This is a genomic window from Nostoc sp. (assembly GCF_036919815.1).
Taxonomy (GTDB): domain Bacteria; phylum Cyanobacteriota; class Cyanobacteriia; order Cyanobacteriales; family Nostocaceae; genus Nostoc.
Map to the genome: position 1 here is coordinate 38727 of NZ_JBALCE010000083.1, position 23995 is coordinate 62721.

The window sequence follows — 23995 nt, forward strand, 5'->3', positions numbered from 1 at the left end:
CTTAACTCTTTTAGGACTTACGCATGAGTTACGGAATAACGTAGACGCTTCGGCTTGCCGCAGGCTACCGCAGAGGCGCAGAGTACACGGAGAAATCAGAGTTTCAGAGATATTTTGCGTAAGTCCTATCTTTGTCAAAGTCAATTTTTTTAACGAACCGCGTACTCCTGCGGAGGACAAGCTAGCAAGAGTGTCTCGTAGAGAAGAGTTGGACGCAAAGGAAGAGAAGAAAGAAATGCTTAACTGAACTGTATTACTTTGTAGCCTTACTTGGAATTGCTCATGATTTGCCTTGAGATGATGATAATGAGTATGCTGCCTGCGGATCTGAGAAATTTAAATCGTCATCATCAACAGGACGAGGTTGTTGACGCCGCATAATGCTGTATACGACAGGTACAAAGATCAGAGTAGCGACTGTTGCAGCTGACAAGCCACCAATTACAGCGCGACCCAAGGGTGCATTCTGCTCACCACCTTCACCAAGACCGAGAGACATTGGCACCATCCCGATGAGCATGGCTAAGGCAGTCATCAACACAGGACGCAATCTTGTATAGCCCGCCGCTAGGGCTGCTTTATAGGCATTTTCGCCTTCCTGACGCTGCTCATTTGCAAAAGTAATCATTAAAATACTGTTTGATGTCGCCACACCTATACTCATAATTGCACCCATTAAGGAAGGGACGCTCAGGGTGGTGCGGGTGACAAACAGCATCCAGATGATCCCAGCTAAGGCGCTTGGCAGTGCCATCATAATAATCAGGGGATCGAGCCAAGATTGGAAGTTCACCACCATTAAGCAGTAAACCAGCACAATTGCAAACACGAGTCCTAAACCAAGTCCCAGGAAGGAAGAGTTCATCGTTTGCACTTGCCCCCGGACATTAATTTGACTACCCTTAGGCAATTTTTTCTGATAATCAGCGATGATTCGATTTACATCCCCAGCAACTCCCCCAAGGTCACGACCAGAGGAATTAGCATAGATATCGAAAACCGGCTGAATGTTGTAGTGATTGACAACTTGCATCACTGTGTCGCGTTTGACAGTAGCCAAATTACCTAAAAGTTGGGGTGCAGTCTGACCGTTACCAACTGGCGTATTTTTCAGGCTGTCAATAGAGTCAATTTTATACTGTGGAACTTGTACAGCCAGGGTGTAACTCACGCCTTTTGTGGGATCAAGCCATTGGTTGATTGCGGCTTGACCGCTTGAACTTAAGGAAGTCAGGACGCTATTAGCAACATCACGCTGGGTCATACCCAATTGTTGAGCCTCGGTGCGATCTACATCAAGACGTAACTTTGGAGCATCGACAACTTGCTGCATATGTACGTCTACAGCGCCAGGAATGCGCGTCATCCGGGCTGCGATTTGTTGGGCAATTTCAAAGTTGGCTTTTGAGTTTTTCAGAGGGCCAGATATTTGCACGTCAACAGCAGCAGGCAAACCGAAATTTAGAATTTGAGTAACAATATCAGCAGGCTCAAAAAAGAAGGTGTAGTTGGGAAATGTCGCTTTCAATTTCTGGCGCAGTTGCTTGATGTAAGAAAAAGTTGAACCAGATTCTTTTAGGGAGACAAGAATATCAGCATCAGCCTGCCCAATTGTCGCACCGTTATAGCCATAGGTAAGGTTAATGCCACTGTTGGGTAAGCCGATGTTATCCAGAATCAGAGAAAGATTGTCTTTCGGTACAGTCTGGCGGATAACGCCTTCGACTTGGCTAACAATTTTTTCTGTCTCTTCCAAACGAGTACCAGGTAAGGCTCGAACATGGAGGCTAAATTGACCACCATCGACTTCCGGGAAAAAGTCTTGGCCGACGAACGGTAACAAAACTCCTGCACTTACTATAAAAGCACCAAAGAGCACAAAGACTATGCGGCGGTGATTTAATGCTGAGTTCAGGACATTGTAGTACCAACTGCGAAATTTCTCAAATTGCCGGTTAAACTTTTCGTGTAGCCGCCATATCCAATCTTTCTTAACAGGTTTGGCAGTTTTCGTTGTTGCCTCTGACCTTTGATCGTGGTTGTCATGACCATTATTGTTTTGGACTGGCGAATCTATTATATGATGATTGTCGCTATGACCATTATTATTTTGGACTGGCGAATCTATTATATGATGATTGTCGCCATGACCATTATCGTTTTGGACTGGCGAATCTAGATGATGGCGATCGCCATGACCATTATGATCTTCGCTTTCTCTATGCCAGTCTGCTTCGGATGGTAAAAGATAGCTTGCCATTGTCGGTACTACAGTCCGAGATAGCAGATATGAAGCAAGCATCCCAAATACTACCGCCATCGCTAGCGGTACAAATAGGTATTTTGCCACTCCACTTAAAAACACGACCGGCACAAAGACAATACAAATACATAATGTTGCAACAAGTGCTGGAGTGGCGATTTGTTGAGCGCCATCTAAGATTGCTCGCTTGATTGCTTTACCTTGTCCGAGATTTCGGTGGATATTTTCAATTTCTACTGTGGCATCATCTACAAGAATACCTACAGCTAAGGACAAACCACCTAAGGTCATGATGTTGAAAGTTTGTCCCAAACGACTCATCACAATGATCGAAACCAGCATTGAGAGGGGAATCGATACGGCTACAATTACAGTGCTACGCCAACTTCCCAGGAAAATCAAAATCATCAGCGCGGTGAGAAATGCTGCAATCAATCCTTCTTTGAGAACGCCTTGAATAGAAGCTTTCACAAATACAGATTGATCGAATAAAAATGCTAAATTCAGTCCTGGGGGCAAGGTGGATTGGATGCGAGGCAAAGCTTTTTTTACTCGATCGATGACATCAATAGTCGAGGCATTGCCACTCTTAAGGATACTAAGTAAGCTGGATCGTCTGCCATTCTGACGTACAATGTTTGATTGCACAGCAAAGCCATCTCTTACCTGCGCGACATCACGAATGTAAGTGACGTTACCATTAACTTGCTTAATCGGCAAGTCGTTGAGGGCTGACACCACATCTGGACTATTGTTGATTTGTACGGCGAAGTCACGATCGCCTATCTTCATATCACCTGCGGGTAATACCAGATTTTGGGCACTGACAGCATTAGTTACGTCTTGGGCAGAAATACCTTTAGCCAACATTGCTTGGGGATCGATATCAACCATAATTTGCCGAGGTTTCCCACCATAGGGCAGAGGTACACTCGCCCCTTGCACTGTTGCTAGTTGGGTGCGGACGAAGTTGGTAGCATAGTCGTTGAGCGCTTGTTCTGGCAAGTTATTGCTACTGACGCTCATCTGGATAATCGGCACACTAGAAGCGTTGTATTGAATGATGAATGGTGGTGTGATACCGGGTGGCAAAGGACGGAGAATTGTTTGGCTGACAGAGGTGATTTGAGCGACGGCTGAGGCTATATTCACGCTCGGTTGGAAGAAAACCTTGACGACACTAACACCACTTAAAGATTGAGACTCAATGTGTTCGATGTCACCAACGGTTGTTGTCATGGCGCGTTCGCTAATTGTCACGATTCGCTGGGCCATTTCCTCAGATGTGGTCCCTGTATAAGTCCAAACTACGCTGACTACCGGAATGTTAATTGCCGGAAAAATGTCAACTGGTGTACCAAATATCGTGACTACACCCAGGATCACAATCATTAAAGCTGCGATCGCGAATGTATACGGAAGACGTAAAGCAATTTTGACGATCCACATAGTTAGTTAGGATACTTCAAAAGTTTTTTGGGTTAAAGCTATTTTGCTGAAGTTGGCGTTTGAGTTAATTGAAGTTGTTCTGTTTGCAGTTGCTCAACTAGCCACTCTATCTCCGATTTGATGACTTCAACTACCCGCCTTTGCACTTTCACTTGGTATAAATCATCAGTAATTTCCAGGGCTTTTTTCTCTGCAAGGCGTAACCGACATGACATCAATCGATGTTCAATTAACTGCACTCGTTCTTCGGGTAATAAATGACCAAAGAAAAAAAATTTGATTAAGAATCGCGATCGCGCATTCACCCAACTTTCATGAGGATATGCCAGCATCTCTTGATACCAAGTGGTATTACCGAGGGGTGTAATCTCATATACCTTTCCACACTGCCCAGCTTCTTGTACCTGTTCTGCACATAGCATCACTTCTCCTAGTTCTTCCATGCGCTTGAGAAGAGGATAAATCGCACCAGAGTTAACACAAATACTGCAACTCATAAACATCTCTAGTTGCTGTTTGAGCCGATAACCATTTAATGGCTCTCGCTGTAAGAGACCTAATACTGCCAACTTCAGCATTTTGATATATCAGTTTGATATGTTAATCAACAATATCAAACTGAGTCTTTTTCGCCAAGTACTTAAGGCTGATTTCTCAGAATTCTTTGTGATGCCGCCGGAAGCAGGGGGCAAAACCGCAAGGGTTGGGAAAGTTATCAGTTGAGGCGAGCAGGGAAGATGAGGATTAGGGGAGACACTTAAGTCTTCCTACTCTCATATCTTTCTCATTAGCCCTTCTGCGCCATCCAAACGAGAATACCCAAAATTTGCTCAACTGGAGGGAGAGGGTAATCTGTAAGGTCAATGGACGCGCATTGCCCTTCCAACTTCAGAAACCGCCAAACCGTGCCACTAGTAACGGTTCCGTAAATCGTCGAGATCGGCTGTTGCTTTTGTTGGTTAAAGCGTTGAGCTGCAACCATTTCGGCGAGGCATTGACCTAGTGCTGGTTTCAGGTCTTCCTTCTTTGCTTCCACTAGAATAACCGCAGGAGCTTTAATAAATAGCTGTTCTGGGGAACGACTAATCAGAAAATCAACATAGCCAGTGAGTTCAGCCTCCGGTTCTACATTGAATTCCTCACCAGAGAAAACGCTAATCTGTCCTTTGAGTTGGCGTTTTACCTCCAGTAACACAGGATTAATGATGCCCTCAGAACGGGCTTTCTCGCTACTGACTGCGATCGCCCAGGGAATTGTTTCTTTAAGAATATCCACAAGCAAAGGGGTAGGGATGAGTGAGGGAATTTCTGGCAGAAAACGACCCCCTTCAACGATTGTGAGTTGGAAATCCTCTACAGCTTTACTGATAGTGAATTTACTATAAGGCATAAGTTTTTAAGCTAAAAAATTTTCTGCTGAAGCTGTAAAGACCGACGATACCCGATTTTATGCAAAGCTGTATTAATAATTTGTCGCCCATGTTATCAGTGCTTGGGTTAAACCATCTAAAGTATATTCTTGGGCTTCTACATCTACGCGTCCGAATAAAGCATGACAAGTTTTAGAGGTTTGGGGTCCGATAGAGGCAATACAAACGCCCTCTAATAGTTGGCTAGCATCAGAGTTGTGGGAAAATATCTGATTAGTAAGTTCACAGAAAAATTGTACAGTTTTAGAACTGGCAAAGGTAATCACATCTACCTTGCGGTTTTGGAGAGCTAACTCTGCCACAGGTGGAATACCACTAGGACAACAAGATTGATATGCGGCAACTTCTATCACCTTTGCTCCCTTAACAGTTAATTCCTTAACTAAAACTTCTCTTCCGCCGCTTTCAACTCTGGGAAATAAAACCTTTTTACCATCCAGTTGATCTGGAAAATTTTCTACTAAAGAATCGGCTACAAAGTTGGGGGGAATAAAATCTGGTTGGAGAGAGTGTTGTTTGAGACTATGGGCTGTTTTCTCGCCAACAACGGCAATTTTGACACCTGCTAAGGCACGGGTATCTTTACCTTGGGCGATTAGCCTTTCAAAAAAGTAGTCTATGCCATTGGTAGAAGTGAGAATTAACCAGTCGAAATCAGATAAATCAGCGATCGCATTATCCAAAGCTTCCCAACTGGAGGGCGGGCCGATTTCTAAGGTTGGCATTTCGATAACTGTTGCACCTGATGCGATCAAGCGATCGCTAAATTGACTCGACTGTGCCACTGAACGCGTCACTAAGATTGTTTTGCCAGTCAGGGGAAGAGGAGATGAGGAAGAGGGAGGGAAGTTACTTAACATAGGTTGGGGTGTGGGATTACTTTCGTTCGGAGGTTCCCCCTGAGAATATCTGATAATTTCGTCTAAATATATATTCTCAGGTTGTAAGTACTTGCCTAGCCCAACAACTTCACCAATCACAATTACTGCTGGAGAAAGGGATAATTCGCTGGTTTGTTCCAGAATATTGCCCAGTTGCGCTGTCCAAATTTGTTGATCAGGAGTTCCTGCCCAACGGATGATTGCAATGGGTGTTAAGTGCGATCGCCCGTGTCGTACCAGTTGATCTATAATTTCTGGTAGATGTTGCCCTCCCATCAAAATTACCAGTGTCTCTAACCGTGACAGTGCCTCCCAGTCTAAAACCTCTGGTTCATGAGCTGTAAGCACTGCAAAAGCGCGACTTAAAACCGGATCTGTCAGGGGAATTCCTGCAAACAAAGGTGCTGCAAGGGCTGAGGAAATTCCTGGTACTAGTTCAAAATCACAACCAGATGCTTTCAACGCTTCAATTTCAGAAGTACAACGCCCAAAAATCAACGGATCGCCTGATTTGAGCCGTACAACTTGTTTTCTTTGCAGACAATAGTTTACTAATAACTTGTTAATCTCAGCTTGAGTTGTACTGGGTTTACCACCGCGTTTGCCGACATCTAACTTCAAGCATTCATCTGGTACGCACTGCAATAATTGAGCATCTACCAGGGCATCGTAGACTAACACCTGAGCAATAGTTAAGAGATTGTAAGCTTTTACCGTCAGGTATGCCACATCTCCAGGACCAGCACCTACGAGGTAAACTTTACCCCTTTGTTGAATCATGTCCATTTGTCATTTGTCAATAGTTCTTCTTCCCCACTCTCTTTTATTCAATTCCTTCGGGGATTAATTTTTTGGATTAGCTGATCAACTTGCTCAACCATCTGCTTATTTTCGTCAGCTTGGAATAACTCTCTGGCTTTTTTGAGATTAACGATCGCTTCTTCTGGCTGTTGTTCTCTTCCCAAGGTGATTCCCAAATTATAGTAAGTTAAGGCATCGTTGGGTACGAGGCTAATCGCTTTTTTGTAATGTGCGATCGCTTCTTGAGGTTTACCTTGATCGTCCATTGCATTTGCCAAACCTGCGTAAGCTTGTGCATGTTTGGGATCAAGGCGAATCGCTTCGGTATAGTCGGCGATTGCTTCTGTTAGCTTGCCTTGAGCGTAAAACGCGCTTGCTAAATTATAGTGAGCGTCTGCATAGTTGGGAGCAAAGCTAATGGCTTTTTTGTAATTTGCGATCGCTTCTTCTAGTTTGCCTTGAGCATACAGAGCATTTCCTAAGGCATTATAAGCTACTGGATTTTTCGGATTGAGGCGAATGGATGCTGTATATTCGGCGACTGCTTCTGCTGGCTTTTGTTGAGCGTATAAGGCGTTCGCTAAGTAATAGTGAGCGTCTGCATAGTTCGGTTCAAGGCTGAGGGCTTTCTTATATTGGGCGATCGCCGCTTCTAACTGATTCAGTCTTGCTAAAGTCAAACCCAAATTCAAGTATACTCCAGAGTCTTTAGGATCGAGGCTAATGGCTTTTTTGTAAATAGCGATCGCTTCTTGTGATTTCCCTTGATCGTCGAGAGTATTTGCCAAACCAATATAAGCTTGTACAAAGTTGGGTTCTAGTTCAATTGCTTTGAGAAAAGCCGCCTCTGCTCCTTTTAAATCTCCTTGTTTGTAGAGATTGGTTCCTTGCTCGAAGTTAGTAACTGCGTTTTTGTTTTGAGTCACTGCGGCCTGTGCAGAGTCATCAATTTTTGACAAAACAACGCCAACATCTCTACCAAAGGCAGTACTACCATTGCTCAAACACAAGCAGATAATAGCTGCTACCAGTAGATTCTTGTTTTTCAGCATTTTTATCACCTTATCTGCTTGGTTTACGTGTAATATCGAGTTCGGCTAATTACTATCATAAAAACACTCTACCCCCAACTCTTGGAGACGCTCCTTGGCGTTGGGAGAAGACCGCGCTGGCTCCCCTTAGAAAGGGGGGAACCGGAATTAAAGTCCCCCTTTTTAAGGGGGGATCTAAAACGTTTTCCTACCAACAATAGGACTTTTCAAACATCCTCTAATATAATTGTCCATTTGTACATAATAGGTAGGGCTTGATTAAAAGTAAAAAGTCGTTTTTTAAGTAATTGCTAAACTTTTGTTTCCATCAGTTGAGCAATGGCTGCAATTAATTAATCTGGGTTAAGAGGCTTGTGTCAATGCATCTAAAACCCAGCTTTTAGTACTTTCTGATTTTAATCTCCGCAATTCTCACTCAACTTAAGATTCACTTAACTTAGCACTCATTTTATCTAACAGTTGAGTGATTTTTTGAGCTTTTTCAGGTTGGCGTTGTTTTTGCAATAAATCTTTAGCTTGTAGCAGGTTAGTTTTGGCTTCCTCTTCTCGCTCTTGCTGCATGAGAATATTCGCTAGACGCAAGTAAGCATCAGGATTTTTCGGACTGCGGCGAATCACTTCCCGGAATAATTCTGTTGCTTCTTCTACTTGCCCTTGGTGATTTAAAACATCTCCTAAAAACAAGCGCACTACATCATTAGTAGAGTTGAGGGAAATCACTTTGCGAAATGCTGCTTCTGCGCCTTGGTAATCTTTTACTTCAGCCAGATTGATTCCTTTTTGAAACAAGTCTGAAGTAATCAAAGTTTTCCAAGCGAAATAGCCAAGAATTGACAGACTGAGAAGCACTACAAGAGCAGGGATAAGAGAACTGGTAGGAAAGGTTTCTAGCATTGTTTAAGCCAAAAAGCAGGCGATAGGAAAAATCAGATATTCCATAAAAAATAGTTTCCAGATAAATTGGTAAAATTGAGCGATCGCACTTTTATCTTGTAAGTCTACTGCTAAACTCCGCAACCACATCCAAACTAGCAGTGCTAAATGAGCAATTACCAGAAATATGGAGTTAACCGAGGCAAGATGTAGCACACCAACTAGAATTATTCCCAGATAGCAGACAGTTATCACCCAAAGAGCCAGATTAAATACAGCTTGGGAACCGAGTTTGATAGTGAAAGTAGCGATATTATAGAGGCGATCGCCTTCGATATCTGGTATATCTTTAAAGATGGCGATCGCAAAGGTAAACACCAAGATAAATAATGTCAATACCCACACCACGGGCGGAATTACTTGGCTTTGTTTCAGCGCCCAACTATAGTGTAAATACAATCCTAAATTAACAATCGTACCGCGCACCGAAAAAATACATAGCGCTGCCCAAAATGGAAACTGTTTCAAACGAATAGGCGGTAAAGAATAAGCAGTACCAATGGCCAAGCTAATTGCCACCATGCCCAATAAGAATGGCCCAGTTAGCCACGCCACAACTAGCGCCAAAATCCCAGTCAAAGCAACAATAAATTGCCCCGTCTGCCGGGAAAACTCACCTGATGCTAACGGTAAATGAGGCTTATTAATCTTGTCAATATCAACATCTTCTAATTGATTCAGCCCCACAATGTAGACATTCCCACACAAACAAGCAATCCATGCGCCTAAGAGAGGGAGTAGGCTTGCCGTGAGCGTAGTCGAATGGGAGTCGGGAGTAGGCTTGCCGTGAGCGTAGTCGAATAGGAGTGGGGAAAGAGTAGGATTACTAATGGCAATGGCAATTAAATATAAAGCTAAAACACTCAGACTTGTACCAATAATCGTGTGGGGGCGAGAGAATTTCCAGAAAGCGTATAACCAACCGAAAAATGATTGAACGGGTTGGTGTGGCAAAGGGCTGTTTTGATAACTCTGGCTCATGAGTAGCTTAGATTCCGTATTCCGGTTTATTGTCAGTACTTACGCAAACAATAGCTGAAAAGAATGCTTTCTAGGTAGGAGCAATACCCTTCTTCTGCAAAGACGCTACCGCGTAGCTTGCTTTCACCTCCCTTGCGCGTCCGTAGGAAAGTGGTACGGGAAGCCTTCGGCTACATGAATGTTGTTTTGCGTAAGTCTTAATTGTTAACCATTGTCACAGAATTTGGTCATTAACAAGAGCCGAAGCTCTAGACGCACTGGATTTTCCTAGTGAAGGCAGGATTAGCACTGTCAAGGTGACATGACATTATCTCCTTCCCATGTAGAGCATGGGAATGCCCATCTTGGGGCTGCTGCCTATAAGCTGAAAAATATCTAATTTAGCATAACCGAATATAAACAGAACTCTTGTGGGGTGGGCATCTTGTCCGCCCTAATTATGCAACTTAAATGTGGAACAGCTTAGTCCAATTCGGCAGCAGGGCACGAATTAGAGGTTGATAGTTTTTGGGTTTTAATCCCGATAAAATCCTACAACCAACCACGAAAATATTTATTCCCGACTCCCGATAACGGTACAATCTCTTCAATAAAGCCAAGAAATAGTTAAATCCAGAGTGCTTTCATGACAGCTGATTTGACATCTAGAGCGACATTTAACTTTGTAACCGTGCTATCCTATGCTGCGGCTGCCTATCGAAAACAGAGAGGCACACGCCCTAGTGCTGAAACATTAGTAAATGCGTTGCTACAAGCAGAAAAATCTGCCAAGCAGCAACGATTAACTTATCCGTTCGAGTCTATTTTAGGTAAATGGCAACTTTCCTTTGTCACTGGCACTAATAAAGTCAGAGAGCGCGGGGGAATTGTATTAGGCAAGGGTTTCTATGTACCCAAATTTATAACAGTCCATGTTTCCTTCAATGCCTTGGAACAGGATTCCGGCAGAGGCGAAATTATTAATCAGGTTGAATTTGGCCCAGTTTTGTTAAAGCTCACCGGGCCAGTGCAATATTCAACTCAAAAAAATTTATTGGCGTTTGACTTTAACCACATACTTATCAGTCTGTTTGGTGGTGTTGTTTACAACAGACCAATCCGTTTTGGTAAAGTTAAAACAGAAGATTTCTACAACCAGCCCATAGCTAAACTACCCTTCTTTGGCTTCTTTTCAGTGACGGAAGATTTCATTGCAGCTCGCGGCCGGGGAGGAGGATTGGCATTTTGGACTCGAGAAACTTAAAAACTCTGGAGAGCAGAACTCCGCCATCTAAACTGCTTTCTCTACACTTCTAATTTTTATTTTTTTGTAGCAACCATCAAACTGGACGACAAGCAGCTAGAATACTGTGCATATTTACTACTTGTCCAATGACTGCGATCGCAGGCGCACCAAATCCAGTTTGCTCTACCTGCTCTACAATTGTCTCTAAAGTACCAATCAATTCTTCTTGTTCTGGCCGCGTACCCCAGCGCACCAAAGCAATGGGCGTTTCTAAATTCAACCCAGCTGCACTTAATTGTTCCACAATATAAGGTAGATTGTGAATTCCCATATAAATTACAATGGTTTCGGAACCGTGGGCGATCGCATTCCACTTCACTAGCGGTCTATACTTACCCGCAGCCTCGTGTCCAGTAACAAATGTTACTGAAGAACTATATAGCCGATGAGTCAAAGGAATACCTGCATAGGCTGCGGCGGCAATCCCCGATGTGATACCTGGCACAACTTCCGTTGATATTCCGGCTTTGACTAATTCTGCCATCTCTTCGCCACCACGGCCAAAAATAAACGGATCACCACCCTTTAGTCGCACCACAATTGGATGAGCCTGCGCTTTATCAATCAGCAATTGAGTTGTTTCTAACTGCAACAAAGAATGTCTCCCCGCACGCTTACCAGCATTAATTTGCTCTGCTTGGGGATTAATCATTGCCAGAATTGCCGGACTCACCAAGGCATCATAAATAACTACATCTGCACATTCTAATAAACCTTTTGCCTTCAGAGTTATTAGTCCTGGATCTCCAGGCCCTGCACCTACTAAATAAACTTTTCCCAAATACTTGTTATCCTGTTTTTCTGTGCGGTTCATCTATCTGTTAAATCCCAAATTAGCTCGGCTAATTCTGCACTTGCTCCCAGTGGTTCTGCCAATTGGAAATTCACCGCAGAAAATTGTAATTTTAGCTCCTCTATTGAGGCGGCGATCGCATCGGTTATTCCACCAGCGAATAAAAAGTATGGCAAAATTGCAATTTCTCGATCACCAGCAGCTACCAACTCTTTCACCCGTGATTCTAAACTAGGAGGCCCAGCCCAATAAGCAGCCACAGATCCCAAACTCGCCGCCATTGCTGACACAGTTTCTTGAGAACCTGGGCGACGGCTACCATGAGCTAATAGAATCCATGCTTCTGCTTTTATAGCAGCTATTTGCTTTGCCAGCAATTTCTCTAAATTGGGGTGAGAGCCTAAATATGGTTGCAACTCAATGATGATATCTTGACCAAGAGCCTGTTGTGCTAGTGCTACTTCGGCGGGAATATCTGTCATTACATGCACTCCCGGCAGCAGAAATAGCGGTACAATTTTGAGGCGATTTTGGTTTTGAGAGACTCCGCTCCGGCCTAGCCCAACCCAGGCATCGCCAAAAGCCCTCTTGGCAAATTGTTGAATCTGCTCGTGTAAAGGCTGAGGACTCATTTCCAAAGCCGCTATGCCAACCAGATGTTCGCTATTTGATGAATTGTGGTTTTTTGGCAATTTCTGACATACCAGCTTTGCTAGTTGCTGCATAGCAATTTCTGGGCGGCGATCGCGACTTCCGTGAGATAGTAGCAGATAGGCAGATGACATCGGCAAAGCTTGAACTCTCAGTTACTAATTCTCATATCTTACTTAATATTAAGCTGGTAGTAATAGAAAAAAATACCTATATAATTCTACGTCTACCCCTGTATTTAATAAGTACTGAGGAGAAAAACAAATGCTACTGAAAATAACGACAGCATTTAAAAGTTGTATCAAATACATCCCTAATGTATTAGCATCAGAATTAATTTTAAGGCGATTCTTGAGACTGGTGCAAGATATTAGAATAAGTACTCACTAAATAGAAGTATTTTTAATCACTTTTATATTCTTCCCCTGCTGCTTGCCTTATTGTTTTTCGGCAGTGTAAGTATAAAATTGATCCAAGGCTCCCACTGTTTCAAATTTGTATGAAGGTATCCAAGAATTTATTTTTAAATCTGTACGGTAAATGCTAAAAATAATGTAATTTTGTCTTTCTGTAGTCCTGGCAATAATTTCTTGGATTTGCGGGTTAGCCGAGTCAACCAACTTATCACAATTAAAATGGATTAAATTTTCGATGAAATTAGTGCTTTTTTTGCATACATCGGTTTTTAAGTATTTTGTCAGCCGTTGCACTGCATATTCTTCATATTCAACATGACTGGGATTGGTCTTCGCCATTGTCACACCCAAGGCGGCGAGTCCTGCTGCTGCTCCAGTATATGCAATGATGGTTAAGGGTTTCATGTTTGCCAAATAAAATTCGTTGTAATCCTTAGATTCCAGAGACTCTAAATCAACTGAGTCCGTTCCTTGAATAAAAGCTCTTGATCGCTTGCCAAATTTTTGCTATAATTTAAATTGTTGAATGGCGAGCGTAGCCAAGTGGTTAAGGCAGTGGTTTGTGGTACCACCATTCGTGGGTTCAATTCCCATCGTTCGCCCTATATAATTTCATAGTGATCCATATATTCCTATAAAAGATGGGTTGTGTTTCTCAACATTCATAACTATTACTTTAGCAAGGATCTGCCATCTAGGAGTTCATGGACTTGAAAGGGTTGCTATAAATCAGCCAGTCGAGTCATCGCACAAGCGATCGCACTTTCGGAAAATCTCCTAGAACAGCAGCAGGACTTACGCACAAGCAACGGAAAATCGTAGACGCGGAGCGGCCGCAGGCTACCACAGAGGACGCAGAGAAGCCAGTGCGTTGCGGTGTTAGCGTAGCGGTAGCGAGTCCGCGAGCGTCGGCAGTCCGGTCTTGGGGGTTTCCCCCATGAGGAACTGCCGTTAGCGTAGCGTTAGCGAGTCCGCGAGCGTCACCCGAAGGGGGGTTCCAAGAGTTGTAGCAACTGGCGCGACACGGAGGAATAAGAGTTTGAGAGGTTTTTTGCGTAAGTCCTAAGCAGGAAAAAGCTCAAAAAGATGTGGATTTACCAAAAACGCCAAGAACTTGAGCAAGTACAGAATCGGCTAGAAGTCATTCTCACTAAATGCGCCATTGTTTAATCGCCTCCCTTAGAGTCTTCTCTTTGCCTACGCGGGTATTAACCCCTTGATTTTCTAACTGGGCTGACAAGTTCTATTTATAAAGATTTCAGCCTGCTAATGCTGCTCATCGTTATGAAGTATGACCGACTAGTCACACTTTTGACATAACTTTGCAATGCCTCTGTCATTTAGATAGGTTTTACTAAACATTACATTAATGTCAATATAAGTAATTATGATGAATGACAACTCCAGAGGCTGTATGCTGGTACGGCTGATACAGAGTCTCATTCGTTCTTCACCTTGTCGAAATATGGCTTTGTAAGGAGTGATACATGCTATCTAGATTTTCACGTATTTTCAACGATAGTTCCAGAAACGTTAGACGTAAAGTTATCAACATCTATGCGTTCCTGATTAGCGTGAATATTTTGGTCTGGGTAGTTGTCCTGATTACATTCCATAGCTACCCCCTTCTGCTTGGCACTGCCGTATTAGCTTATAGCTTTGGTCTACGTCATGCTGTAGATGCCGATCACATCGCCGCGATTGACAATGTTACCCGTAAATTGATGCAGGAGAACAAACGACCTGTTGCTGTTGGGTTCTTCTTCTCTCTAGGTCATTCCACCGTTATAATTGCCGCCTCCGTTGCGATCGCTTTAACCACTACAACCATCCATAACAACTTTCCCAGTTTTGAAAAAGTTGGGGGGCTAATTAGCAGTATCATTTCTGCACTTTTCCTACTAGCAATTGCAGCAATCAATATGGTGGTGCTGTGGGATGTTTATAAGACCTTCCAAACTGTCAAGCGGGGAGGAATCTACGACGAGCAATCCTTAGATGAATTTTTGAACCAACGTGGGATAATCAGTCGCATCTTCCGTCCTTTGTTTCGGTTGATAGATAGTAGCTGGCAAATGTTTCTTTTAGGTTTCCTTTTTGGTTTAGGCTTCGACACGGCGACAGAGGTAGCACTGCTAGGGATTTCTGCCCATCAAGCAGCTAAAGGTCTGCCTATCTGGTCGATCCTATTATTTCCAGCTTTGTTCACTGCAAGTATGTCCCTGATTGACACCACTGACGGCATTTTAATGCTTGGTGCTTATGGCTGGGCTTACGTAAAACCAATCTGCAAGCTGTACTACAACATGACTATCACCCTTGTTTCTGTATTAGTTGCTGTGGTCATTGGCGGAATTGAGGCTCTGAACATTATTGGTGATCAGTTACAACTGAAAAGTCCGTTTTGGGATTTAATTAGTCAACTAGGTGATAACTTTGGCACAATTGGTTACTTAATCATTGCCATTTTTGTATTCAGTTGGTTACTTTCGACCATCATCTATAAAGTCAATAAGTATGATGATTTAGAAGTCACTAGTGCTACAACTGCTAAAGACACGAGGAATAGGCATTGAGCTTATATGCGCGACATAAAAGTTGTGCATTCTAATAGCTTTTATCGGAGTAAAGGTTTATCACAGAGCTTTTGAACGTGGGATAAAAATTATTGGCGTAACTGCTCATTATGCCACTGCTGATTTAGATCCAGACCCAATTAATGAACAGGATGTGGTGCTTTGTTAGTCACGGTGATCAAGTTGATGATTTGGTAGTAAATGATTTTATCTCCGAACTAATTTAATTCGTAGCGATTAATCACCTGTTCAATTGCCCAAGTGCATTGCTGTTTCTGTTCTCTTACCCATACTACAAGAAGTCACAATTTTAACTACATTTAATATTTATAAGCACTTACTATAAGAGATGAGTATAAAAATATTAAGAGTTATCACTGGGTTTGCGAAAGTGAAGTTAAATAGTTAACAGCCTAGCAGTAAGGAGATATTATGACCACTGACAACTTCATCGTCCGCCCAATGAACAGGTCGGAAATGGATTTGGCGATTACTTGGGCAGCAACCGAAGGTTGGAATCCAGGAAGCTATGATGCTCAATCTTTTTATCAAACTGACGAGAACGGTTTTTTCTTGGGCGAGTTGAATGGTGAGTCGGTGGGGTGCATTTCTGCTGTTACTTACGATCAAGACTTCGGCTTTCTAGGTTTTTACATTGTGAAACCCCAGTTTCGTGGGCAGGGGTTGGGCATGAAAATTTGGAAGACTGGAATGGACTATCTGGGTGCTGCCCGTAACATTGGCTTGGATGGTGTAGTAGCTCAACAAGATAACTACAAAAAGTCTGGTTTCCAAATTGCTTATAACCATATTCGTTATGAAGGGGGTTCTGGTGGTTCTGCTAAATTGATTGTGGAGTAGTGAGGATCTGAACTATTAAAATCAGCGCTATTTAAAAGTTTTAATTCTGATGAAGGAAGCGAACGCATCCAATCAACATGATTTTGCCACGAATTCAATACTGCTAAATCATGATTTTTAATGCGGATAATTTCGGGAAAGAGAAAATCAAGCTCATCATGTGATTCACAGCGATTAATCACAGTGATAGCATCTTCACAGATTTTATCTTGGAGATGAGACAAGCGATCGCTCACTGCTGAAACCTCATTCTGCACTTGATAAGTTGCAACAATCACCTGTTCAATTGCCCAAGCACATTCGAGTCTGCGGAGTTGACCAGCTGCACAGGTTTCTTCCAGTAGATGCGGATTGCTATAATCTGCTAAAGCCGCAAATAACATTCCCCTCACACCATCAATTTCAGTGTTTCTCCGGCTAAAATCTTGCACTTGCATCGCTGAACGGAAGCGGTTCATCGCCTGGATAAACACCCCATACGCCCTCACTAAAGCTGTGCGATGCTGTTAAAATTTGATATCTTGGGCTACTTGCTCGATTATTTGCCTAATTTCTACTCCTTGGTCTTTTAAGGCTTGTTTTAAGTCAATAAAGCCGTTTTTAACTTCCAGCCTCATTTGCTCTACTTCATTTCTTAATTTCAGTGTCTGATGCAGGTTTACTGCTGTCAACGCTACACCAGCTATTGTTCCCACACCAATTAAGGCTGTAGTTGCTTGCAGCACACCCAAGTTAGTCTGTATAGTTTTTAAGCTATTTAATACAGCCGTAAAACCTTTATGAGTTACATACATTTGCTCCCCACTCGGAATCAAATTATAATCAGCTACCAGTGGAGATAAAGGGCTGTTATTGACTGTGGCACCAATTGCATGGCCAACAAACTGCCCGGTAATTGCATCTCTAGCCATACGGTAGCATTTCAACAAATTGATGGATCTTGGCATGAATGGCGTGAAGGATTGCGCGATCGCATGGCTCAAAAGAGCCAATATTGGAATTCTGAACACAATCCGGTTTTTAGCCAAGACAAACTTATTAGAGGTTATACAAATCAATTTATTAGAGACTTGTCAAAAGAAATAGATGAATGGAAAAATACAAAACTTAAAGATGTAATTTTACAAGAGAATATTAAGTATTTAGACACTAATATTGCTTATGAACTAGATGCAATTCAAGGCGAGTTTAATAGCCTAGACCATAACATACAAACTAATTTTAGTGAGCAGCTTAAAATTTCTATTGGCGATATAAATGATGACTTTATGGCTATGGGAGGAATTGGTGGTGGTATTGGAATAGGTGGTGCTTTAGCGGCTGGATTAATATTGACAGGATTTGGATTTATTGCCGTAGTTGTAGCAAGTGTAGCTGCTGCAATTGCGGGTTACTTTGGTTTAGGAATGCTAGATTTTGATGGACTAAAAGACCAAATAAAAGGGAAAGTTTTTGAACTAGGATTTAAAAAATTTTATGAATCAATGGATAAATTATCCGAGAAGTTACATGAAATTGTTGGCTCAGTCTTTGAAAACCGAGTTGAATCAGCCAGTCGAGTCATCACACAAGCGATCGCACTTTACGAAAATCTCCTAGAACAGCAGGAAAAAGCTCACAACGAGACTCTGGAACAACGTGAGGCTGAAAAGATAAGATATGGATTTACCAAAAGCGCCAAGAACTTGAGCAAGTACAGAAGGGGCTGGAAGTCATTCTCAATAAATGCACCATTGTTTAATCACATTCCTTTTGTAGCTAATCTCGCCTCATAATATAGAAAGATTAAGCTGCACTCAGAAAACTCTCAATGAGCCAAACTAGCCTAAATTTAGTTGCAATATCTATCTTTCTGATCACCATGTCCACCCTATTGGGGCCATTTATTCACTTATCACCGGCAGTACCAGCGATCGCTACTTTCACTATCTTAGGCATAGCTACGTTAGATAGTTTTAGCTTGCAAGGCAAGGGTGGTACTATCTTTGTAGATTGGATTGCTGGTTTTTCAAGTGAACACCGCGATCGCATCGTCCACCACGAAGCAGGACATTTCTTGGTTGCTTACCTGTTGGGTATTCCCGTTACCGGCTACACACTCAGCGCTTGGGAAGCCTGGAAACAGGGGCAACCTGGGCAAGGCGGCGTTAGCTTTGATGATGGCGAATTAGCATCTCAACTAGAAGTTGGTAAAATCAGTGCCCAAATGCTAGACCGCTACTGCACTGTTTGGATGGCGGGTATTGCTGCTGAAACCCTAGTTTTTAATAATGCTGAGGGTGGAGGTGATGATAAAAATAAACTGATAGGAGTCTTGACAATTTTGGGTTTTTCTGAACCATTTTATCGGCAGAAACTGGGGTTTCATACCCTCCAGGCAAAAACCCTACTGCAAGAAAATTGGTCTAGCTACGAGGCTTTAGTTAATGCCATGCGACAACGCACTTCCGTAGAAGATTGTCATGCTGAGTTGGGAGTGGGAATGAGGAGTTTGGAGAGACGCGATTAATCGCGTCTGTTAGGAGTGAAGAATTATCTCGCTTATCGGCTAATTTGCGCCTTTTCCACGGGCGGAAATAATAGAAAAAATTTTGTTAGCCTACCCTCAGATATTAAAATCCAAACTTCTGTAAAAAGCTAGAATCAGATCAATAACCTTCAATAGTGTAACCAGCAGCAACAATTACCTGTTTGATTGACTCCTCTGAAGCTGCGGATTCTACGGTGACAGTTTTAGCATTAACATCGACATCCACCTTGGCTTCAGGTTCCATAACATGGATAGATTCAGTAATTGTTTCTGCACATTTATCACAAGCAATATTTGATACTTTCAGTTTTAGTGCCATTTGTTACCCCAAGATGGAAATTTTCAATTATTTCTTCAAGATTAATCTTAGTCATCAAAATGCGACCGCGTATCCTACCAGAGTAAGGTAATGGTGTAAAAGCATCCTAATCACTGCATATAGCTTACCGACTGGCACAATTTGCTAGCAGTAATATGAAACAAAATGCAAGAATATATAAAGCTATTTATGAAAATATCCTATTTAGTGCCGCTACGCGGAAATCTTAAAGTCTAAAGTTAAAAACCTATGTCTTCAAATCCCCACTACCTAAGCGGTAACGAAATTCGCAACATATTTCTCGACTTCTTTGCCCAACGGGATCACCAAATTCTCCCCAGTGCCTCCCTCGTGCCAGAAGACCCAACCGTGCTGTTGACGATCGCGGGGATGTTACCATTTAAGCCGATATTCTTGGGGCAGCGCACACCAGAATTTAAGCGGGCTACGACTTCGCAAAAGTGTATCCGCACCAACGACATCGAAAATGTCGGACGCACCAAACGGCATCACACGTTTTTTGAGATGCTGGGTAATTTCAGCTTTGGCGATTATTTTAAAGAACAAGCGATCGCTTGGGGTTGGGAAATCTCTACACAAATCTTTGGCTTTTCCCCCCAAAATCTCGTCGTCAGCGTTTTTGAAGATGATGATGAAGCCTTTGGAATTTGGCGGGATCAAATCGGTGTGCCGGTAGCGAGAATTAAACGCTTGGGCGAAGATGATAACTTTTGGGTATCTGGGCCGACTGGGCCTTGTGGTCCTTGTTCAGAAATATATTACGACTTCCACCCCGAACGCGGTGACGAAAATATAGATTTAGAAGACGATTCCCGGTTTATCGAGTTTTACAACCTCGTATTCATGCAATATAACCGGGATGCATCAGGCAATTTAACGCCACTGCAAAACAAGAACATCGACACCGGCATGGGTTTGGAGAGAATGGCGCAAATTCTCCAAAAAGTACCCAATAACTACGAAACTGACCTGATTTTCCCGATCATCCAAACAGCCGCCCAAATTGCTGGTATTGATTACCACAAAAGCGATGAAAAAACCAAAGTTTCTCTAAAAGTCATTGGTGATCACGTTCGTTCTGTTGTCCACATGATCGCTGATGAAATTCGCGCCTCCAACGTGGGACGAGGTTATGTACTACGGCGGTTAATTCGGCGGGTGGTGCGTCATGGACGATTAATTGGCATTGATGGCGAATTTACCACCCAAGTTGCTGAAACTGCGATCGCTCTTTCTGAATTAGCTTACCCCAGTGTACGCCAACGGGAAGCAGCAATTAAAGCTGAGTTGCAACGGGAAGAAGCTAATTTCCTCACAACTCTCGACAGAGGCGAAAAACTTCTAGAGGAAATCGTCCAAGAACTCAAACAGCAAGGAAACACCCAAATCAGTGGTAAAAGTGCTTTTAAACTCTACGACACTTACGGTTTCCCACTCGAACTAACTCAGGAAATTGCTGCTGAAAATGATCTCACAGTTGATGCTGAGGAATTTGAAGCAGAAATGGAAATCCAAAAAGGACGTGGTAGAGATGCACACGAAACCATCGATTTAACTGTGCAAGGTTCCCTCGACAAATTAGCAGAACACATCCACGCCACTGAGTTTTTAGGCTATACCCAACCTGCGGCGACGGCGAAAGTCGAAGCGATATTAGTAGAAGGTGTTTCCCAAGAGGAAGCAGAAGCGGGAACAGAGGTGCAAATTGTCCTTGACAAAACGCCATTTTATGCTGAATCTGGGGGACAAATCAGCGATCGCGGTTATATCTCTGGTGATGGTATCCTAGTTCGCGTGGAAGACATGAAGAAAGAATCTGATTTCTTTGTTCACTTCGGACGCATCGAACGCGGTACGCTGCGCGTAGGCGATCATGTTACAGCCCAAATTGATCCGGCTTGTCGGCGTCGCGCCCAAGCTAACCATACCGCGACGCACCTGCTACAAGCGGCGTTGAAGAAAATTGTTGATGATGGCATATCTCAAGCTGGTTCCCTGGTTTCATTTGATAGGTTGCGCTTTGACTTCAACTGTCCCCGCGCCTTGACAGCAGAAGAAGTCCAACAAATTGAGGAACAGGTAAACACTTGGATTGCTGAAGCACATAGTGCGAAAGTGGAAGTATTACCTTTAGCAGAGGCGAAAGCTAGGGGTGCTGTTGCCATGTTCGGCGAAAAATACGGCGAAGAAGTGCGGGTGATTGACTTTCCTAGCGTATCAATGGAACTGTGTGGCGGAACTCACGTCAGTAATACTGCTGAAATTGGCGTGTTCAAAATTATTTCAGAAGCTGGTGTGGCTTCTGGAGTGCGGCGCATTGAAGCCGTTTCGGGGCCGGCAATACTTGATTATCTCGATCTTCGGGATAAAGTAGTTAAAGATTTGAGCGATCGCTTTAAAGTTAAACCGGAAGAACTACCAGACAGAATCACCAGTTTGCAAAGCGAACTCAGAACCAGCCAGAAGGAATTGGAAAGCTTAAAGGTACAGTTAGCGATCGCCAAATCTGACAGCTTGCTACAAACAGCCGAAACTGTAGGCGATTATAAAATTATTGTCGCTCAATTAGAACATGTTGATCCAGAATCATTGAAAACCGCAGCCGAACGCTTACTGCAAAAAATCGGTAACGGTGCGGTGGTGCTGGGTTCTGTTCCTGAAGAAGGGAAAGTTAGCATAGTTGCAGCTTTTAGTCAAGAAGTCAACAAAAAAGGTTTGCAAGCTGGTAAATTTGTAGGTGCGATCGCTAAAATCTGTGGTGGCGGTGGCGGTGGAAGACCGAACTTAGCCCAAGCAGGCGGACGCGATGCGAGTAAATTACCAGAAGCATTGCGACAAGCGGAAAGTGATTTAAAATCCGCCTTGGGTTAATTATCTTCCTCACTTTAAGACTTACTCCCCTTCCCTTGCAGGGAAGGGGCTGGGGGTTAGGTCTGTATTATAAATGAAACTAATACAGCGATCGCAAGTTTAGGAGAATCACCGCTATCTAAACGATCTCAAACTCTAATTCATGACTCTTGAGAAAATCATGAGTGAAATGATCCACCATATTTGTATCAGCTAATTCCAAATTATAAAAATCCACAGCTTCATGGTCAAAATGGGGGCCAGCGTGCCAAGTACCCTGATGTAGCTTAATAAAACAATTCCCTGGAATGCGGAAAGCAGCAATCTCTTCTAATGCTGGTTCATTCACATCATTATCAGGAGGAGAAACTGCAATTAACCAATCCTTCCCTGACAAAGAACCCAGACATTGAGTGCATTGCACATGGCGAGTAATTTTGTGAAACTTTCGCCCGTTCTTCTCCAACCGCATAACATAAAATCGTGGAATCCCGTTTTGCAGGTTTAACTGGGCATCTTCCACATCGTAAACTTTGCCATCAAGACTAGCAAAAATCACCTGTCCATAACGCCGAAAGTTTTCAGAAGTTACCCATTCTGCCTGCAATTGTTGCACTGTCTTTGATATGCTCATATCAAATCTTTGAGAGAGATTACTTAGGTTTATTTTCCCCAAAAATAACCAATGATTATTAATTTACAATTAATAATTACACAATTCAATTATGAATTATGAATTATTTAGCTAGCTAGATAACTACGTACTTGTTCCTTTTGGCGTCGGAGGAGACTGAGAGCTTTTTGCTCTATTTGACGCACGCGTTCTCGACTAATACCCATGCGATCGCCAATCTGTGCTAAAGAAAGTTCATATCCATCACTCAGACCAAAACGCAAGGTTAATATTTCTCGCTGCTGGGGAGACAGCTTTGCCAACAAGTCTTGTAAGTCTTCGTGGAGAGATTCTTCAACGGCATAGTCTTCGGGAGAAGGTCCATCATCCTCCAGTATGTCCTGCAATTCTGTATCTTGTTGTTCACCAACTCGCGCCTCCAAGGAGAAGGGTTGACGGGCCAAGTACAAACACTCTCGAACTTGGCTGGGTGTCAAAGATAAGGCGTTAGCAATTTCACCAGTAGTGGGAACGCGACCCAGCTGTTGAGATAATTCTCGCTGCACCCGTTTAATTTTGTTCAGTTTCTCAAAGACGTGGATAGGTAAACGAATTGTACGTCCTTGTTGAGCGATCGCTCGTGTGATTCCTTGACGAATCCACCAGTAAGCGTAGGTAGAAAACTTATAACCAAGAGCCGGATCAAATTTATCCACCCCTCGCTCTAAACCCAAAGTCCCTTCTTGAATTAGATCCATAAATTCCAGGTTGCGGTGCTGGTATTTCTTCGCCACTGCTACCACTAACCGAAGATTAGCCTGAATCATTTTCTGCTTGGCTTGGTGTCCTAAATTTAGCTGTTGCTCTAACACCTCAACACCCAACTCCACCTGCTCTGCCCATTCTGGCAGCGTCGGTTGGTGATTTAATTTCACAGCCAATTCTTCCTTAGCAGCTAGTAAATTCATCATCTGCTGCACTTGTTGGGCAAAAATAACCTCTTGTTCACGAGTCAACAAATCTACACGCCCGATCTCTTGCAGATAACTACGCACAATATCATCTGTAACTCGAGGTTTTTTATCTGCGGCTAAAGTTTTTTTCTTCGTTTTTTGAACTTCGGTATGTGGAGATGTTGAGTTGCTCATGGTTATTTGCTCTTCTGTAACCTCATCAATTTATTGGTATCAAGTCTAGATATTCAGACCCGTAGCCATTTCACGCTGCTAATCGATCAATTGGCAATACTGATGAATTCTGGTCTATGATACATTACAAGTCAATTGTTGG

General features: G+C 42.9%; 21 protein-coding genes, 1 tRNA gene and 1 pseudogene. 8 read left to right on the forward strand and 15 right to left on the reverse strand.

The genetic code is table 11. From position 1 onward, the window contains the following. Positions 1-280: 280 nt before the first annotated feature. The 7 genes from V7K15_RS19370 to V7K15_RS19400 all read right to left on the reverse strand — a co-directional run bounded on the left by V7K15_RS19370 (position 281) and on the right by V7K15_RS19400 (position 9790). Entirely contained in the window at positions 281-3712 is a 3432-nt protein-coding gene (locus V7K15_RS19370) for an efflux RND transporter permease subunit (RefSeq protein ID WP_334907760.1), read from the reverse strand. 38 nt (positions 3713-3750) lie between these two features. Beyond that, complete coding sequence (locus V7K15_RS19375; protein WP_334907761.1) at positions 3751-4290, reverse strand: PadR family transcriptional regulator; 540 nt, start codon at positions 4288-4290, stop codon at positions 3751-3753. A 209-nt stretch (positions 4291-4499) separates the two neighbouring features. Beyond that, the gene (locus V7K15_RS19380; protein ID WP_334907762.1) at positions 4500-5102 is read right to left on the reverse strand and encodes a hypothetical protein; all 603 of its coding nucleotides are present in this window, start codon (positions 5100-5102) and stop codon (positions 4500-4502) included. Positions 5103-5174: 72 nt separating this feature from the next. Next, positions 5175-6803: a uroporphyrinogen-III C-methyltransferase gene (gene cobA, locus V7K15_RS19385; protein WP_334907764.1), complete on the reverse strand. Its 1629-nt coding sequence runs from the start codon at positions 6801-6803 to the stop codon at positions 5175-5177. 47 nt (positions 6804-6850) lie between these two features. Then, complete coding sequence (locus V7K15_RS19390; protein ID WP_334907766.1) at positions 6851-7876, reverse strand: tetratricopeptide repeat protein; 1026 nt, start codon at positions 7874-7876, stop codon at positions 6851-6853. A 420-nt stretch (positions 7877-8296) separates the two neighbouring features. Then, positions 8297-8770, reverse strand: a complete 474-nt coding sequence (locus V7K15_RS19395; protein ID WP_334907768.1) for a tetratricopeptide repeat protein — start codon at positions 8768-8770, stop codon at positions 8297-8299. Between the two features lie 3 nt (positions 8771-8773). After that, positions 8774-9790: a homogentisate phytyltransferase gene (locus V7K15_RS19400; RefSeq protein WP_334907770.1), complete on the reverse strand. Its 1017-nt coding sequence runs from the start codon at positions 9788-9790 to the stop codon at positions 8774-8776. A gap of 625 nt (positions 9791-10415) precedes the next feature. Between V7K15_RS19400 and V7K15_RS19405 the strand changes: the two genes are divergently transcribed. Beyond that, entirely contained in the window at positions 10416-11033 is a 618-nt protein-coding gene (locus V7K15_RS19405) for a hypothetical protein (protein WP_334907772.1), read from the forward strand. A gap of 76 nt (positions 11034-11109) precedes the next feature. On the opposite strand, the gene cobA (V7K15_RS19410) is transcribed toward V7K15_RS19405, so the two are convergent. The 3 genes from cobA (V7K15_RS19410) to V7K15_RS19420 form a co-directional block, all read right to left on the reverse strand. After that, on the reverse strand, positions 11110-11889 hold the full coding sequence (gene cobA, locus V7K15_RS19410) for a uroporphyrinogen-III C-methyltransferase (RefSeq protein WP_334907774.1): 780 nt from the start codon (positions 11887-11889) through the stop codon (positions 11110-11112). Further along, entirely contained in the window at positions 11886-12653 is a 768-nt protein-coding gene (locus V7K15_RS19415; RefSeq protein WP_334907776.1) for a sirohydrochlorin chelatase, read from the reverse strand. Before V7K15_RS19415 ends, cobA (V7K15_RS19410) begins: the two co-directional genes overlap by 4 nt. A gap of 303 nt (positions 12654-12956) precedes the next feature. Then, positions 12957-13340, reverse strand: a complete 384-nt coding sequence (locus V7K15_RS19420; RefSeq protein ID WP_334907778.1) for a DUF4359 domain-containing protein — start codon at positions 13338-13340, stop codon at positions 12957-12959. A gap of 124 nt (positions 13341-13464) precedes the next feature. On the opposite strand from V7K15_RS19420, the gene V7K15_RS19425 reads away from it, so the two are divergent. From V7K15_RS19425 to V7K15_RS19440, 4 genes and pseudogenes are all read left to right on the forward strand, one after another. Then, a tRNA-His gene (locus V7K15_RS19425) sits at positions 13465-13537 on the forward strand. Positions 13538-14422: 885 nt separating this feature from the next. After that, positions 14423-15511 carry a HoxN/HupN/NixA family nickel/cobalt transporter gene (locus V7K15_RS19430; RefSeq protein WP_334907780.1) on the forward strand — a complete coding sequence of 363 codons (1089 nt, stop codon included), beginning with the start codon at positions 14423-14425 and terminating at the stop codon, positions 15509-15511. A 31-nt stretch (positions 15512-15542) separates the two neighbouring features. Beyond that, a pseudogene (locus V7K15_RS19435) lies at positions 15543-15708 on the forward strand (formyltransferase family protein); the annotation flags it as partial. Between the two features lie 235 nt (positions 15709-15943). After that, on the forward strand, positions 15944-16372 hold the full coding sequence (locus V7K15_RS19440; protein ID WP_334907782.1) for a GNAT family N-acetyltransferase: 429 nt from the start codon (positions 15944-15946) through the stop codon (positions 16370-16372). Here V7K15_RS19440 and V7K15_RS19445 read toward each other — a convergent pair. Together V7K15_RS19445 and V7K15_RS19450 are read right to left on the reverse strand one after the other, a co-directional pair. Next, positions 16327-16830: a hypothetical protein gene (locus V7K15_RS19445; RefSeq protein ID WP_334907784.1), complete on the reverse strand. Its 504-nt coding sequence runs from the start codon at positions 16828-16830 to the stop codon at positions 16327-16329. The two genes, V7K15_RS19440 and V7K15_RS19445, sit on opposite strands and share 46 nt — an antisense overlap. Before the next feature lie 48 nt (positions 16831-16878). After that, positions 16879-17283, reverse strand: a complete 405-nt coding sequence (locus V7K15_RS19450) for a hypothetical protein (protein ID WP_334907786.1) — start codon at positions 17281-17283, stop codon at positions 16879-16881. Between the two features lie 63 nt (positions 17284-17346). On the opposite strand from V7K15_RS19450, the gene V7K15_RS19455 reads away from it, so the two are divergent. Both V7K15_RS19455 and V7K15_RS19460 read left to right on the forward strand, forming a co-directional pair. Next, on the forward strand, positions 17347-18147 hold the full coding sequence (locus V7K15_RS19455; RefSeq protein WP_334907788.1) for a hypothetical protein: 801 nt from the start codon (positions 17347-17349) through the stop codon (positions 18145-18147). A gap of 35 nt (positions 18148-18182) precedes the next feature. Beyond that, positions 18183-18881, forward strand: coding sequence for an ATP-dependent Zn protease (locus V7K15_RS19460; RefSeq protein ID WP_334907790.1), 699 nt, complete (start codon positions 18183-18185; stop codon positions 18879-18881). 139 nt (positions 18882-19020) lie between these two features. Here the strand turns inward: V7K15_RS19460 and V7K15_RS19465 are convergent, their stop codons facing one another. After that, on the reverse strand, positions 19021-19221 hold the full coding sequence (locus V7K15_RS19465) for a heavy-metal-associated domain-containing protein (RefSeq protein WP_334907792.1): 201 nt from the start codon (positions 19219-19221) through the stop codon (positions 19021-19023). Positions 19222-19470: 249 nt separating this feature from the next. Between V7K15_RS19465 and alaS the strand changes: the two genes are divergently transcribed. Then, positions 19471-22113, forward strand: a complete 2643-nt coding sequence (alaS, locus tag V7K15_RS19470; protein WP_334907794.1) for an alanine--tRNA ligase — start codon at positions 19471-19473, stop codon at positions 22111-22113. 118 nt (positions 22114-22231) lie between these two features. On the opposite strand, the gene V7K15_RS19475 is transcribed toward alaS, so the two are convergent. Both V7K15_RS19475 and V7K15_RS19480 read right to left on the reverse strand, forming a co-directional pair. Further along, positions 22232-22726: an ureidoglycolate lyase gene (locus V7K15_RS19475; RefSeq protein ID WP_334907796.1), complete on the reverse strand. Its 495-nt coding sequence runs from the start codon at positions 22724-22726 to the stop codon at positions 22232-22234. Between the two features lie 107 nt (positions 22727-22833). After that, positions 22834-23853 (reverse strand): RNA polymerase sigma factor, RpoD/SigA family, encoded by a 1020-nt coding sequence (locus tag V7K15_RS19480; RefSeq protein WP_334907798.1) that lies wholly within the window; start codon positions 23851-23853, stop codon positions 22834-22836. Positions 23854-23995: the final 142 nt, after the last annotated feature.